The organism is Nocardioides baculatus (assembly GCF_016735675.1).
GTDB classification, from domain to species: domain Bacteria; phylum Actinomycetota; class Actinomycetes; order Propionibacteriales; family Nocardioidaceae; genus Nocardioides; species Nocardioides baculatus.
On record NZ_JAERSG010000001.1, the window covers coordinates 196647 to 211282 of the forward strand.

Sequence of the window (14636 nt, forward strand, 5' to 3'; positions counted from 1 at the left end):
CACCGGTTCGGGGTTGGTGGGGCGACGCTACAGGCCGCGCGGACCCACATTCTTTCAGGCGGGGTGTAGCGACGCTGCCGATCGGTCGTCCTCAGGAGTAGACGTGGGGGGCGAGCGTGCCGATGTCGCGCAGGTTGCGGTAGCGCTCGCGGTAGTCGAGGCCGTAGCCGACGACGAACTCGTTGGGGATGTCCCAGCCGACGTACTTCGGCTCGACGGGCATCGAGAGGGCCTCGGGCTTGCGCAGCAGCGTCGCGATCTCGACGCTCGCCGGGTTGCGGCTCGAGAGGTTGTTGACCAGCCAGCTCAGCGTCAGGCCGGTGTCGATGATCTCGTCGACGATGAGCACGTCGCGGCCGCTGATGTCGGTGTCGAGGTCCTTGAGGATCCGGACGACGCCGCTCGACTTGGTGCCCGAGCCGTAGGAGCTGACCGCCATCCAGTCCATCTCGAGGTGGATCGGCATCGCCCGCGCGAGGTCCGCCATCACCATCACCGCGCCGCGCAGGACGCCGACGACGAGCAGGTCGCGGCCCTCGTAGTCCGCGGTGATCTGGAGCGCCATCTCCCCCAGGCGCTGCTGGATCTGCGCCTCGGTGAAGAGGATGTTGACCAGGTCGTGCTCCACGTGGGACGAGTCCATGGGCTGCAGCCTAGGGTCTTACGCGCCCTCGAACACCAGCAGGCCGTCGCGGCGCAGGGCACGGCGGTGGCCGGGCAGGTCGACCCACTGCTGGCCGCGCCAGGCGACGAGGAGGCGGTCGACCTCCAGCACGTGGCGGCGGGTCAGCTCGACGGGTGGTACGCCGGCGGCGAGGGCGGCCGCGTGGATCGCCCGGTGGCGCAGGGCCGGCGGCTGCGCAGCGAGGGAGTCGACGTCGAGGCCGTCGGCGCGCCGGGCGGCGTCGAGCGCGGCCGAGGCGAGGTCGTCGAGCAGGGCGGTGTCGTCGCGCAGCTGGTCGGCCGTGCGGGCGAGCGCCTCGGCGATCCCCGGCCCGAGCTCGTCCTCGAGGACCGGCAGCACCCGGCGCCGTACGCGCACGCGGGTGAAGCCGGGGTCGTCGTTGTGCGGGTCGTCCCACGCCTCGAGGCCCTCGACCTGGCAGGCGGTCACGGTGTCGGCACGGCGTACGCCGAGCAGCGGGCGCGCGAAGACGCCGAAGCCGGGGCGCATCCCCTGCAGCGAACGGCCGCCCGAGCCGCGGGTGAGGCCGAGCAGCACGGTCTCGGCCTGGTCGTCGAGGGTGTGGCCGAGCAGCACCCGGCGCACGGAGAACCGGTCGGCGACCTCCTCGAGGACGGCGTACCGCCCCTCGCGCGCAGCGGCCTCGGGGCCCGACCCGGAGGAGGTGTCGACCTGGATCCGGGCCGTGACCGTCTCGTCGACGCCGATCGTGGCGAGCTGCGTCACGACGCGGTCGGCCTGCTCGGCGGAGCCGGGCTGGAGGGAGTGGTCGACGGTGACGCCGATGACCCGCAGGCCGAGCTTGTGCCCCTCGAACACCGTGGCCGCGGCGAGCGCGAGCGAGTCGGCGCCGCCACTGCAGGCGACGGCCACGGCGTCACCGGGGTCGAGGTCGGACAGCACGGCACGGACCGGCACCCGGACGGCGGCGACGGACGGGTGGAGCGTCACAGGACGCGGGTGATCCAGGCGTCGGGGTCGGTGATCTCGGCCTTGGACGGGAGGGTCTCGGGACCGGTCCAGACGGCGTTGAAGTCGTCCATGCCGACCTTGTCGACGACGTGGCGCACGAAGACGGCGCCGTCGCGGTACTGCGCCATCTTGGCGTCGAGGCCGAGCAGGCGGCGCAGCAGCTTGTCGAGGGAGCCGACGCCCTGGCGGCGCTGGTTGAACTTCTTGCGGATCTGCTTGACCGACGGGATCACCGTCGGACCGACGCCGTCCATCACGACGTCGGCGTGACCCTCGAGCAGCGACATCACGCCGGTGACCCGGTCGAGGATCTCCTTCTGCTCGGGCGTCGACATCAGGTCGAGGACGCTGCCGTTGCCGCTCCGGATCGCCTCCGCACCGCGGCGCAGGCCGTCGACGAGGGCACTGGGCTCGATCGTGCCCGCCACCTGGTTCATCTGGGCGAGCAGGTGGTCGCCGAGCCAGGGGTTGGCGGTGAACTGCACGCGGTGGGTCTCCTCGTGGAGACACACCCACAGCCGGAAGTCGGTCGGGTCGGCGCCGATCTCGCGCTCGGTGTGGACGATGTTGGGCGCGACGAGCAGCAGGCGGCCGGTGGGTGAGTGGAACGGGTCGAACTGCCCGAGCACCTTGGTGCCGAGGAAGCCGAGCATCAGGCCGACCTCCGCGCCGGTGACGCGTGAGCCGATCGCACTGGCGACGGCACCGGGCTCGCCCTTCTTCTCCACGAGCTTGTCGACGATGGGAGCGAGGATCTTCGCGAAGCCGTCGGCGTTGGCCTGGATCCAGCCGCCGCGGTCGACGACGAGGACCGGAGCGGTGCCGGCCTGGGTCGAGAGGCCGGTGAACTCCTGCACGAGCGGCGTCGAGCGGTCCGCGCCCTCGCGGAGCTCCGCGACGGCCGCGAGCGCCTCGTCGTTGGACACCGTGGGCCCCGGTCCGGCCAGCTTGGACCCGACGGTCACCGCGAAGTCCCAGTCGACCATGTTCATGGGGCGACAGTACGTCGCCGCTGGTCGAGGAGGGCGCTCTGGCGCCCGTCACGAGACCTGGCGATCAGCGTAGATGGTTTCGTGACGGGACTTCGTCCCTCCTCAACCACCGAGGATCAGTCAACGGGTGGAGCAGCGGCACGCCGCGAGCGCGGCGGCGGCGCGGTCGAGCGCCTGCTGGGCGTCGAGCTTCTTCGCGTCGGGCGACTTGTCGGCACCGAGGACGAACGCCATCGGCTCGCCGTCACGACCCACCGCGATCCCCGCGAGGGCGTGCACGTTGGTCAGGGTGCCGGTCTTGGCGCGCACGAGCCCGCGCGCGACGGGCGGCCCCTCGGCGAACCGGTAGGTCAGCGAGCCGGTGAACCCCGCCACCGGCAGGCCCGTGACGATGCTCCGCATCGCCTCGCCGCCCGGTCCGGCCGCGTGCTGGAGCAGGGCGATCAGCGTGCCGGTCGAGACCCGGTTGCGCCGCGACAGGCCGGACCCGTCGTACACCTCGTCGCCGCTCACGTCGATGCCCAACCCGGCGAGCGTCTCGAGGACCCCAGCGGCGCCGCCCTCGAACGAGCCCTGGCCGGAGACGGCGATCCCGACCTGGTGGCCGACGACCTCGGCGCCCTCGTTGTCGCTGACGTCGAGGATCCGCTCGGCGATCTCCGACAGCGGGGCGCTCTCGGCGGAGGCGAGCTCCTCGGTGCCGGGAGGTACGACGACGCGCTGCGGCTCGCCGACCACGTTCAGGCCGGCGGCGGTGAGCGCGGACGCGAGGACCTGCGCGGCGGCCAGCGACGGGTCGTCCGAGCGGGACTGGCGGTCGGGCGCAATGCCGCTGTCGACCATGAGCGCGGTGATCGGGCTGACGATGTCGTCGGGGACGTAGTCGCGGCGCCAGGCCGGGTTGTCGGTCGGCCCGGTGAAGAGGCTGTCGTCGAAGCTGACCTTCACGCGGCCGCGACCGCCCAGGGCCTCGGCAGCCGTCAGGGCGAGGGTGGTCACGTCGGCGCGGACGGGGTATGTCGACGCGGCCTCGGTGACCGTGAGCGGCTGGCTCGCGAGCAGCGGGTCGCCGCCGCCGACCAGCACGACCTCGCGCGCACCCTCGCCCCGGACGACGCGGGTCGTGAAGGTGTGGTCGGGGCCGAGGGTGGCGAGGGCGGCGCCGAGGGTCAGGAGCTTGGTCGTCGACGCCGGCAGGTAGCGGCCGTCGCCGGTCGTCCACACGGGCGACCCCGGCGTCAGCGAGCTCACGGCGCCGACCACGTGGGGGCCGAGGTCGGGGTCGGTCAGGTCGGGGGTGACGGCGGCGGCGACCTTGTCCGGGGCGATGTCCGCGTCGCTCGCGAGCGGCGCGGCGTCGTCCACCGTGGGGTCCCACTCGGGCAGGTCGAGGCCGGCCGGCGGGAGCACCGCCTCGGGCTCGGTCACCGGGTCGGCGGCGAGCCACGGCAGGTAGCGCTGGCCCCACTCGAAGCGGTAGGCCCCGACCCCGGCGCCGAGGATCGCGAGGACGAGCACGATCGGCAGCCAGCGGCTCACGAGGTGGCGTACCTCACGTCCTCGCTCTTTCGTCCCTCTCGCTTCGCGCATCGGGGCCATTGTGCGCGACACTGCCCCCAGCAGGACGCGTCGGGCCCACCGCCGGACGCGACCTATCCGATGTGAGCCGGCCCGACGACGTGCCGGAGAGTGTGGAGGAAGACGTGCTCGAGTTCGACGTGCTGGTGGAGATCCCCAAGGGCGAGCGCAACAAGTACGAGGTCGACCACGAGAGCGGACGCCTGCGCCTCGACCGGATGCTCTTCACCTCGACCGCCTACCCGGCCGACTACGGGTTCATCGAGAACACCCTCGGCCAGGACGGCGACCCGCTCGACGCCCTGGTGATCCTCCAGGCGCCGACGTTCCCCGGCTGCCTCATCGCGTGCCGGGCGATCGGCATGTTCCGGATGACCGACGAGGCCGGCGGCGACGACAAGGTACTGTGCGTGCCTGCGCACGACCCGCGCCTGGAGCACCTGCGCGACATCAACCACGTCTCGAAGTACGACCGGCTCGAGATCCAGCACTTCTTCGAGGTCTACAAGGACCTCGAGCCCGGCAAGTCCGTCGAGGGCGCCGACTGGGTCGGCCGCGTCGAGGCCGAGGCCGAGGTCCGCGCGTCCTTCGAGCGCTTCAAGACCGAGGGCCACGGCAACGACGTGGACAACCTCGCCGACGACAGCCTCGGCGAGGACGCCTGACCTCCTCCCCGCACCCGCTGTGACGCCGGGTTACTGCCTGTAACCACCTCTGCTGCAACGCAGGAGGAGTGGCAGCAACCCGGCGTCACAGCGTCAGGCGGCGCTCGCCTGGTCCGTGACGACCGCCGGCTCGAGGGCCTCGGCGAGGATGTCGGTCACCCGACCGACGGGGCGCACGTCGAGCTCACCGAGCAGCTCGGCCGGTACGTCGTCCAGGTCCGGGCGGTTGCGCTCGGGGACGAAGACCGTGGTGAGCCCGGCGCGCTGGGCGGCCAGCAGCTTCTGCTTGAGCCCGCCGATCGGCAGCACCCGGCCCGAGAGCGACACCTCGCCCGTCATCCCGACGTCCGAGCGCACCGGGCGACCGGTGAGCAGCGAGACGAGGGCCGTCACCATGGTGACCCCGGCGGACGGGCCGTCCTTGGGGACGGCACCGGCCGGGAAGTGGACGTGGATCGACTGCTCGAAGGCTGAGGGCTCGATCCCGAGCTCCGCGGCGTGCGCGCGCACCCACGACAGTGCGATCGAGGCCGACTCCTTCATCACGTCGCCGAGCTGGCCGGTCACCGTGAGTCCCGCGGTGCCCTCGGCGACGGACGTCTCGACGTAGAGCACGTCTCCGCCGAGCCCGGTCACAGCCAGTCCGGTCGCGACCCCGGGCACGTCGGTGCGCTCGTGGCTGTCGGGCGTGAACCGCGGCCGACCCACCAGGTCGACGAGGCCGGCCCGGTCGATGTCGATCCGCTCGACCTCGCCGGTCGCGAGCCGCGTCGCGGCCTTGCGGAACGCCTTGGCCAGCAACCGCTCGAGCTGGCGTACGCCGGCCTCGCGCGTGTAGTTGGCGGCGATCTCGCCGAGCGCCTCCTCGGAGATGGTCACCTCGTCGGCCGTGAGCGCGGCCCGCTCGAGCTGGCGCGGGACCAGGAAGTCACGCGCGATCGCCACCTTGTCGTCCTCGGTGTAGCCGTCGATGGTGACCAGCTCCATCCGGTCGAGCAGCGCCGAGGGGATCTGCTCGACCACGTTGGCGGTGGCGATGAACAGCACGTCGGACAGGTCGAGGTCGAGCTCGAGGTAGTGGTCGCGGAACGTGTGGTTCTGCGCCGGGTCGAGCACCTCGAGCAGCGCGGCCGCAGGGTCGCCGCGGTGGTCGGCGCCGACCTTGTCGACCTCGTCGAGCAGGATCACCGGGTTCATCGAGCCCGCCTCCTTGATGGCCCGGACGATGCGGCCGGGGAGCGCGCCGACGTAGGTCCGACGGTGACCGCGGACCTCCGCCTCGTCGCGTACGCCACCGAGGGCGACGCGCACGAACGTCCGGCCCAGCGTCCGCGCGACGGACTCGCCGAGCGAGGTCTTGCCGACGCCGGGAGGGCCGGCGAGCAGGATCACCGCGCCCGAGCCGCGGCCGCCGACGACCTCGAGACCGCGCTCGGCGCGGCGGGCCCGGACCGCGAGGTACTCGGTGATCCGGTCCTTGACCTCGTCGAGGCCGTGGTGGTCGGCGTCGAGCACCGCGCGGGCCGCAACCACGTCGTGGGAGTCCTCGGTGCGCTCGTTCCAGGGCAGCTCCAGGACGGTGTCGAGCCACGTGCGGATCCAGCCGGCCTCGGGGTTCTGGTCGCTGGAGCGCTCGAGCTTGTCGACCTCGCGCAGCGCCGCGTCGCGGACCGCCTCGGGGAGGTCGGCCGCCTCGACGCGCGCGCGGTAGTCGTCGGAGCCGTCGGGCTCGCCCTCGCCGAGCTCCTTGCGGATCGCGGCGAGCTGCTGGCGCAGCAGGAACTCGCGCTGGCTCTTCTCCAGCCCCTCGCGGACGTCCTGGCCGATCTTGTCGTTGACCTCGTCCTCGGCGTCGTACGCCCGGGTCCACTCGAGCAGCAGCCGCAGCCGGTCACCGACGTCGGGCGTCTCGAGCACCTGCCGCTTCTGGTCCTCGGAGAGGTACGGCGCGTAGCCGGAGGTGTCCGCGAGCGCGCCGGGGTCGGCGATGCGGCGGACGTTCTCGATGACCTGCCACGCCTCGCGGCGCTCCAGGATCGAGACGACGAGCGCGCGGTAGTCCTCCGCGAAGGCGCGGAGCTCGTCCGTCACGGTCGTCTCGGCGACCGGCTCGGCCTCCACCCAGAGGGCAGCACCGGGGCCGGTCACGCCGGCCCCGATCGCGACCCGCCGCTCGGCCCGCAGCACGGCGGCGGGCCTGCCGCCGGCGAAGCGGCCGACCCGGTCGACGACCGCGACGACGCCGTGGGTGGCGTAGCGGTCCTCGAGGCGGGGTGCGACGAGCACGCGCGTGGGCTCGTCGTCGGCGCCGGCCCGGGAGTCCGCGGCCAGGCGGGCCGCGTCGATCGCCGCGCGGGCGGAGTCGTCGAGCTCGATGGGCACGACCATGCCGGGAAGCACGACCGTGTCGTGGAGGAACACCACCGGGAGCGAGAGGTTCTGCGTCATGTCCGTCACAACGTCCCGCAACCGGAGGCATGTTCCGGTTCGCGGTTCGCTCACCGCGAACGCCGGCCGTCGGCCCCTGTAACGCCGGGTTAGGTGCTGTACCCACTACCTTGCTAGATGGTGGGTACAGCTCGTAACCCGGCGTGACAGCGGGACGGCCAGGTCAGAGGGAGGCGAGGAAGGCCTCGACCGCTCGCGCGACGTCGACGTGGATCTCGGCCGTGCGGACGGCGTCGTCGGTGCCCATCGAGTGATCGGCGTCGGGCACCTCGAGCACGTCGCACCCGTTCTCACCGAGCTCGCGGGCGATCGACGGCACCCAGAGCTCGTCACGCAGACCGCCGACGAGGAGCTGGCGGCCGGCGTTGGCGCCGATCGCCTCTGCGACCGTCGGCTCGGTGAGGAGCGGGGTCAGCCAGATCGCGTCGAGCCCGCGCTCGGCGGCGTACGACGCGGCGAAGGTGCCGAGGGACTTGGCCACGACCAGCACGTGGTCGGCGGCCTCGGCTGCGTGCGCCTCCTCGACGTGGCGGCGTACCCACGACTCGGACTCCTCGTCGCCGCGCGTGGTCGTGTCCCACCAGAGCTGCTGCACGGTGAAGCCGTGCTGGAGCAGCGCACGGCGCGCGAACTCGAGCAGTGGCGCGGCAGGCGAGTACGCGCGACCGGGCGCGACGAGCGCGACGCCGCGGCTCTCGCTGGGCGGCTCCCACCGTGTCGGCAGTCCTCCGAAGGTCATCGTGCGTCCCCCTTACGTGCCCTCGTCCTTGCCCTTGTCCTTGCCCTTGCCGGCCCGGAAGTAGCCCAGGGCCCCGTGGATCCGGAGGTCCACCGTGTCGCACCCGGCCGCGCGGAGCCACCGGATGGCGTCTCCGGACCGGCACATCGGGCCAAGGATCCCGGCGCGGGTGCCGGCTCGGCGCAGCGGTTCGAAGCGCGCGCCGGTGTCGGTGAAGATCGAGCTGCCGGTGATCGCGCCGCCGTCCTTCAGGACCCGGACCATCTCCTCGATCGCCCGCCGCGGGTCGGGGAAGCAGTGCAGGCCGGTGAACGACACGACCAGGTCGAAGGTGCCGTCGTCGAAGGGGAGGTCGCCGACGTCGACGAGGGCCGGAGCCACCTGGTCGGCCACTCCCCGTCGCTCGGCCGTGGCCAGCGCACGGCGGAGCATGGTGGGCGAGATGTCGGCGACGACCACGTCGAGGCCCTGCCCCGGTCGTACGCCGCGCAGCGCCACGCCGGAGCCGGTCGGCACGTCCAGGACCCGTGCCCCGGCAGGCAGGGTGCCGAGCTCGGCGGCGGCCTCGTCGATCAGCCGCAGGTCGCTCCCCGTCCCGGCGCGCCACGCCGGGCGGCCGACCTGGGGGTGCTCGACGAGCCAGGGGTAGACGTAGGACCACAGCGGGTCCTCGCTCCAGCCGCCCAGCCCCGGGAGCCTCACGCCGGCCCGGTCTCCGTCCAGGTCAGCAGCTCGGGACTGCGCAGCATCTCCTCCGGTACGCCGAAGGCGTCGACGAGGTCGACGGCCAGCGGGCGGACCTTGCGGCACAGCGAGCCGACCTCGCGGCTGATCGCCTTCGAGCGCGCGCTCGAGAGCCGGCCGTGCTCCATGAACCAGGCGCGGTCCGCCTCGATCGTGCTGAGGGCATGGAGGTCGCAGAGCAGGTTGAGCGCGACCTTGAGGTCGCCGTCGGGCAGTGCGGCGGTCTTCGCGACGAACGCCTCCAGCACCAGCCGTTCGGAGTGGGCCCTGGCGGCCGCGATGACGTGGTCCTGCACGCGGGAGAAGACCGCACCCGGGTTCTGGCCCTGGTCGATGCCGCGCTTCAGGCGACGGGCGACCCCGCCGATCATGTGCTCCTCGCGGAAGCGCAGCATCGCGAGCTGGTAGTTGGGGTCGAGGAGACCGGCCTCCTGGTCCCACGTGTCGCCGCCGGGCAGCAGGTCGCGCACCGACTGGACGAGCTTGTGCACCGACGTCCGCTCGACGACGGTCTCGACCGCCAGGCCGGCGACGAAGCGCGCCATGCCGAGCTGGTCCATGTCCTCGAACTCGCCGGCGTAGTCGGTCAGCAGGCCCTTCGCGACCAGCTGGAGCAGGACGTGGTTGTCGCCCTCGAAGGTGGTGAAGACGTCGGTGTCGGCCTTGAGCGCGGCGAAGCGGTTCTCGCTGATGTAGCCGGCGCCTCCGCACGCCTCGCGGCACTCCTGGATGGTGCGGGTCGCGTGCCACGTGCCCAGCGCCTTCGTCGCGGCGGCGCGCGACTCGAGCATCCGGCGGCCGTGCTCGTCGTCCGTCTCCCCCGAGAAGACGTGGTGCAGCTGTCCCGCGACCACCTCCTGCGCGAAGTGGAGAGCGTACGTCCGGGCGACGAGGGGCAGCAGGCGGCGCTGGTGCATGCCGTAGTCGAGGAGCACCTGCTCCTCCTCGGGCGAGGTCGCCTCGAACTGGCGACGGCGTACGGCGTAGCGGGTGGCGATCGTCAGCGCGACCTTGGCAGCGTTGATGCCGGCGCCGCCGACGCAGACCCGGCCCTGCACGAGGGTGCCGAGCATCGTGAAGAAGCGCTTGTTGGGGTTGTCGATCGGCGAGAGGTAGCGGCCCTCGGGCGTCACCTCGGCGAACTGGTTGAGCAGCGCGGTGCGCGGCACCCGCACGCCGTCGAACCAGATGCGGCCGTTGTCGACGCCGTTGAGGCCCATCTTGGGACCGCAGTCCTCGATGCGTACGCCGTCGAGGACCCGGCCGCCCTCGCGGATCGGGACGACGAAGGCGTGCACGCCGTGGCGCTCCCCGTCCACCTCGAGCTGGGCGAACACCGCGGCGAGCTCGGCGTGGGCCGCCGCGTTGCCGATGTAGTCCTTGCGGCTCGCGTCGTCCGGGGTCGTGATCACGAACTCCTGCGTCGCGGTGTCGTACGCCGCCACGGTGCCGAGCGCCTGCACGTTGGAGCCGTGGCCGCTCTCGGTCATCGCGAAGCAGCCCATCGTGCGGCCGCTCACGAGGTCGGCGAGGTGGGCGTCGTGGTGGGTCTTCGTGCCGAGCTGGAGGATCGCGCCGCCGAAGAGCCCGAACTGGACGCCGACCTTCACGAGCACCGACAGGTCGCCCATGGCGAGGGTCTCGAAGGCGGCGATGGAGGCGCCGATGTCCCCGCCCCCGCCGTACGCCTCCGGGAAGCCCATGCCGGTCTGGCCGGTCTCGGCCATCATCACCACGACGTCCTTGACCCGCTCGCGGAAGTCGGCGGTGGTCATCTTCTCCTCGTCGCGGAGGATCTGCGCGTGCTCGGCGAGGTTGGCGCGCACCAGGTCGCGGACCTCGGCGTAGTGGCCGTCGAGCACGGCGCGCATCGCGGCGACGTCGACCTCGGGCTGGCGGTAGCCCTTGTCCGTCGTGGGTGCCGGCACCTCGTCCTCCGACTTCTCCGGCACGGGCGTGGGCATCTCGTCGGCGAGGGCGTCGTCCACTGACATGCCCCCAAAGTAGCCCGGCGGGTAGGTTTCGCGGCGATGAACGTGTCGGAGGCCACCCCGCCGGGCGAGGGCTGGGGAGAGATGGCGTACAACTACGCGATCGTCGGCGTGCAGAAGGGCGGTACGTCGACGCTGGCGGTGACGCTCAACCAGCACCGGCTCGTGTGCCAGCCGCCGCACAAGGAGCGCCACTACTTCGACGACGAGGACGTCGACTGGTCGGCGCCCGACTACGCGCGCGACTACAGCGCACCCCGGCGCGCGCCGATCCACCGGCTGGTCGGCGACGCCTCACCCACCTACCTCTACTGGCCGCACGCCCTCGAGCGGATGCACGCCTACGACTCCGGGATGCCGCTGATCGCGGTGTTCCGCGACCCGCTCGAGCGCCTCTTCTCGCACTGGGTGATGCTGCGCTCGCGCAACCTGGCGTGGCCCGACTGGCCGGACTTCCTCACCGAGTGGCCGCACACGTCCCTGCCCGACGAGGTGCCCGACCCGGACGTCGTACGCACCATGCGGTGGCGGCACATGACCGGTCTCGCCCGAGGGTTCTACGGCGAGCAGCTGCAGCGGGGCTTCGAGCTGTTCGGCCGCCAGCAGTGGCTGCTGCTGGAGCTGCGGTCGATGCTGGCCGACTTCCCTGCGACGGTCGACCGCACCACCGACTTCCTCGAGCTGCCCCGCTTCGAGTCGGTGCCGCCGCTGAAGAACTGGCACGCCGGTGCCGAGCAGGTGCCCGGCACGGCGCCGACCGCCGACGACGTGGCCCGGACCGCCGAGGTGTACGCCCGCGACCTGGCGTTGTTCGAGGAGCTGTCCGACATCGACACCTCGGCCTGGCCGACCCGCCTCGTCCTCGACGGCGACCTCGACCCCGGCGAGCTCGCCGCGCGGTTCGCCCGCAAGGTGCGGTGAGTCCTGCGTCGGCAAGTCCCCGGATATCCGGGGACCTGCCCGCTTACAGGTAGAGATCTCCACCTCTAAGCGGGTGTCCTGGGTGCACAGTCCTCGTCAGGGGCGCGCGAAGAAGTTGGGGGTGCGCCAGTAGTACATGGACTCCTGGCTGACGTCCCGGCCGGTGCGCGGGGCGTGGATGATCTGGCCGTCGCCGATGTAGAGGGCGACGTGGTAGATCGATGACGGGTTGCTGGACGAGCCCCAGAAGACGAGGTCGCCGGGGGCGAGCTGGGCGGCGGTGATCTTGGTCGACTGGGTGTACTGCGCGACGGAGTAGTGCGGGAGCGCCTTGCCGCCGCTGGCCCAGGCCGCCGCGGTCAGGCCGCTGCAGTCCCACGAATCGGGGCCGGCCGCACCGTAGCGGTAGGGCTCGCCGATCTGGGAGGCGGCGAACGCGACCGCGGCCGACGCGCCACCACCGGGCGGCGGGGTGGTGGTCGGGGTGGGCGTGCTCGTCGGGGTCGGCGTTGGCGCGGTCGTCGGCGTCGGCGTGGGGGTCGACGTGGGGGTCGACGTGGGCGTGGGCGTGCTCGTCGGGGTCGGCGTGGGCTTGCTCTGCTGGGCCCGCTGCTGGGCCCTCGCCTCGGCCTCGGCCTTCGCCTCTGCCTCCGCCTCGGCCTTCGCCTTGGCGTCTGCCTCTGCCTGGGCCTTGGCTGCTGCTTCCGCCTCGGCCTGCGCCTTGGCTTCGGCTTCCGCCTGGGCCTGCGCCGCCGCCGCTGCGGCCTCGGCCGCTGCCTGCTCGAGGGCGCTCTGCCGCTTCTGCGCGAGGCGGGTGCTGATGCCCTGGAGGTCGGCGAGCTCAGCGATCAGGTCGGCCTTGTCGGCCGCGATCTCCTCGGCACGTGACCCGGCGTCCGCCTGCGCCTGAGCGGCCGCGTCGCGGGCCTCCTCGGCCTGGGCCTCGGCGTCGCTCGCGCGCTCCGCGGCCTGCTCGGCAGCGGCGGCGGTGACGTCGGCGACCGCGGAGGCCGCGGTGAAGGAGTCGTACTGCTGGTCGAGGACCTGCGAGGTGTTCCCGACGGTGATGCTGCGGTCGATGAGTGCGGCGATGCCGTCGGCCTCGACCACCGCGGCAAGGCCCTGGACCTGCGAGGCCTCCTCGTAGGACTTCACCATCGTGGCGGCGTACAGCTCGCGTTGCGTCGCGACGTCGTCGCTGGCCGCGTCGGCCGCGGCCTGCGCCTCGGCGGCTGCCCGGCGCGCCTCGTCGGCCCGCCACCGGGCGCCGTTCCACGCCTCGGCCGCCTGGGCTGCGGTGTCACCGGCGGCGTCGAGGGCGAGGTTCGCGCGGATCAGGTCCGCCTGCACCGCGGCCACGTCGCGCCCCTTGTCGGCCGCGTCCTGCTCCGCCGCGGCGACGTCGGCCTCGGTGGGCACCCGGTCGTCGTCCGCGAACGCCGCACCCGGACCCATCGCGAGCCCCGCGACCAGCACGACGGCCGTCGCCCAGCGCGACGTCGTACGACGTGGCGCGCGGGCGTGGTCGGGCGGTGGAGCGACGGGCACGGGGGTTCCCCTCACGGGTCTCGGGTCGACCGCGCGACTTCCCCATCGCACGGGCAACGCGAGGCACGCTAGTGAACTTTCGTCACATGCGGAACACTTTCCCCAACTTTTTCACCCTCATCCGGCGTGTCGGCTTGCAAACTACACCCATGTAGCTCTCGCGGCCCGTCGAGCAAGTCCCCGGATATCCGGGGACCTGCCCGCTTACCGGTAGAGATCTCTACCTGTAAGCGGGCATTCCGGGTGCCAAGCGCCCGTCCGCGAGGTCTGTCCACAGATCCCGGAAGCCCGGCATGACGCGGACAGGGCGCGGGCATCCCACTGTGGTGATGAAACCGCCGTCTCCGTCATCGCCCGCCCGCAACCTCGAGGGCATCGTCCGACTCCGCCGCGAGCTGCTCGCCGAAGGGCTCACCAACCAGCAGATCGATCGCCTGGTCCGCGCCAAGGTCCTGCACCGCGTGCGGTACGGCGCGTATGTGCGCGCCGAGCTGTGGGACGCCTGCTCGCCCGAGGACCGACACCGCGTCCTGGGCCGTGCGGTCCTCGCGCGCGCTCATCAGGAAACTGCACTGACGCACACGTCATCGGTGGTCGAACGAAGGATTCCGACGTGGGGCCTCCCACTCGACGTCGTCCACACCACCCGCGAGAAGCCGGAGCGCGCCGGCCGACGCCAAGGGGACTGGGTCCCGCACCGGGGGCGGCTGGAGGCCGACGACCTCGAGGTAGTCAACGGTGTGCTGGTCAGCACCGCTCCACGGTCAGCGTTCGAGGTGTCGACCGTGGCAGGCGTGGAGGCGTCGCTCGTGGTGGTCAACCGGATGCTGCATGCGCGTGCAATGACGCTGGCCGAGTTCGCTGCTCAGGTCGAGGACCACCAGACCTGGCCCGGCAGCCTGACGGCCGACCTCGTGCTTCGACTCGCGGACGGTCGTCTGGAGTCGGTCGGCGAGGACCGCTTCAGCTACCTGACGTACATGCAACGGCTGCCGCGTCCCGAGCCGCAGCACAAGATCTACGACGAGCTGGGCGTCCTCGTCAGTCGGCTCGACTTCGCGTGGCCCGAGCTGGGGGTGTTCCTCGAGTTCGACGGGAAGTCCAAGTACCTGATCCACCGCCGGGAAGGCGAGACGCTCGATGAATTCCTCATGCGGGAGAAGGCGCGCGAGGAGAAGGTCATCCTGCTCACCGGCTGGGTGTGCATCCGCATCACGTGGGCCGACCTGGAGCGGCCCGAGCTCCTCGCGAGCCGGCTCCGCAAGGTGCTCGCTGCCCGCAGTCGCACGTTCGCGTGAGGGACTGTGCACCCGGGATGACCGCTTACGGGTACAGATCTCTACCTGTAAGCGG

At 72.2% G+C, this 14636-nt stretch carries 13 protein-coding genes; 3 read left to right on the forward strand and 10 right to left on the reverse strand.

Annotation, left to right across the window (positions count from 1 at the left end):
- Positions 1 to 91 precede the first annotated feature (91 nt).
- From hpt to dacB, 4 genes are all read right to left on the reverse strand, one after another.
- On the reverse strand, positions 92 to 643 hold the full coding sequence (gene hpt, locus JI751_RS00950; protein WP_201932283.1) for a hypoxanthine phosphoribosyltransferase: 552 nt from the start codon (positions 641 to 643) through the stop codon (positions 92 to 94).
- A gap of 18 nt (positions 644 to 661) precedes the next feature.
- Positions 662 to 1636, reverse strand: coding sequence for a tRNA lysidine(34) synthetase TilS (gene tilS, locus JI751_RS00955; protein ID WP_201932287.1), 975 nt, complete (start codon positions 1634 to 1636; stop codon positions 662 to 664).
- Positions 1633 to 2649: an Rv3626c family coenzyme F420 biosynthesis-associated protein gene (locus JI751_RS00960; RefSeq protein ID WP_307813655.1), complete on the reverse strand. Its 1017-nt coding sequence runs from the start codon at positions 2647 to 2649 to the stop codon at positions 1633 to 1635. Before JI751_RS00960 ends, tilS begins: the two co-directional genes overlap by 4 nt.
- 120 nt (positions 2650 to 2769) lie before the next feature.
- Positions 2770 to 4188 carry a D-alanyl-D-alanine carboxypeptidase/D-alanyl-D-alanine endopeptidase gene (dacB, locus tag JI751_RS00965; RefSeq protein ID WP_201932292.1) on the reverse strand — a complete coding sequence of 473 codons (1419 nt, stop codon included), beginning with the start codon at positions 4186 to 4188 and terminating at the stop codon, positions 2770 to 2772.
- A 164-nt stretch (positions 4189 to 4352) separates the two neighbouring features.
- On the opposite strand from dacB, the gene JI751_RS00970 reads away from it, so the two are divergent.
- A complete protein-coding gene (locus tag JI751_RS00970; protein ID WP_201932293.1) occupies positions 4353 to 4892 on the forward strand; it encodes an inorganic diphosphatase in 540 nt (179 codons plus the stop codon).
- Between the two features lie 93 nt (positions 4893 to 4985).
- On the opposite strand, the gene lon is transcribed toward JI751_RS00970, so the two are convergent.
- The 4 genes from lon to JI751_RS00990 form a co-directional block, all read right to left on the reverse strand.
- The gene (gene lon, locus JI751_RS00975) at positions 4986 to 7340 is read right to left on the reverse strand and encodes an endopeptidase La (protein ID WP_201932294.1); all 2355 of its coding nucleotides are present in this window, start codon (positions 7338 to 7340) and stop codon (positions 4986 to 4988) included.
- Positions 7341 to 7503: 163 nt separating this feature from the next.
- Entirely contained in the window at positions 7504 to 8079 is a 576-nt protein-coding gene (locus JI751_RS00980; protein WP_201932296.1) for a hypothetical protein, read from the reverse strand.
- A 12-nt stretch (positions 8080 to 8091) separates the two neighbouring features.
- Positions 8092 to 8781 (reverse strand): class I SAM-dependent methyltransferase, encoded by a 690-nt coding sequence (locus tag JI751_RS00985; RefSeq protein WP_201932298.1) that lies wholly within the window; start codon positions 8779 to 8781, stop codon positions 8092 to 8094.
- Complete coding sequence (locus JI751_RS00990) at positions 8778 to 10817, reverse strand: acyl-CoA dehydrogenase family protein (protein WP_236665509.1); 2040 nt, start codon at positions 10815 to 10817, stop codon at positions 8778 to 8780. The genes JI751_RS00985 and JI751_RS00990 overlap by 4 nt, the downstream gene beginning before the upstream one ends.
- Positions 10818 to 10853: 36 nt before the next feature.
- Between JI751_RS00990 and JI751_RS00995 the strand changes: the two genes are divergently transcribed.
- Positions 10854 to 11735, forward strand: coding sequence for a sulfotransferase domain-containing protein (locus JI751_RS00995; protein WP_201932300.1), 882 nt, complete (start codon positions 10854 to 10856; stop codon positions 11733 to 11735).
- 96 nt (positions 11736 to 11831) lie between these two features.
- On the opposite strand, the gene JI751_RS01000 is transcribed toward JI751_RS00995, so the two are convergent.
- Both JI751_RS01000 and JI751_RS01005 read right to left on the reverse strand, forming a co-directional pair.
- Positions 11832 to 13283, reverse strand: coding sequence for a C40 family peptidase (locus JI751_RS01000; protein ID WP_201932302.1), 1452 nt, complete (start codon positions 13281 to 13283; stop codon positions 11832 to 11834).
- Between the two features lie 347 nt (positions 13284 to 13630).
- The gene (locus JI751_RS01005) at positions 13631 to 13843 is read right to left on the reverse strand and encodes a hypothetical protein (RefSeq protein WP_201932304.1); all 213 of its coding nucleotides are present in this window, start codon (positions 13841 to 13843) and stop codon (positions 13631 to 13633) included.
- A 225-nt stretch (positions 13844 to 14068) separates the two neighbouring features.
- Here JI751_RS01005 and JI751_RS01010 point away from each other — a divergent pair, with 225 nt between their 5' ends.
- Positions 14069 to 14581, forward strand: coding sequence for a hypothetical protein (locus tag JI751_RS01010; protein ID WP_201932305.1), 513 nt, complete (start codon positions 14069 to 14071; stop codon positions 14579 to 14581).
- Positions 14582 to 14636 lie beyond the last annotated feature (55 nt).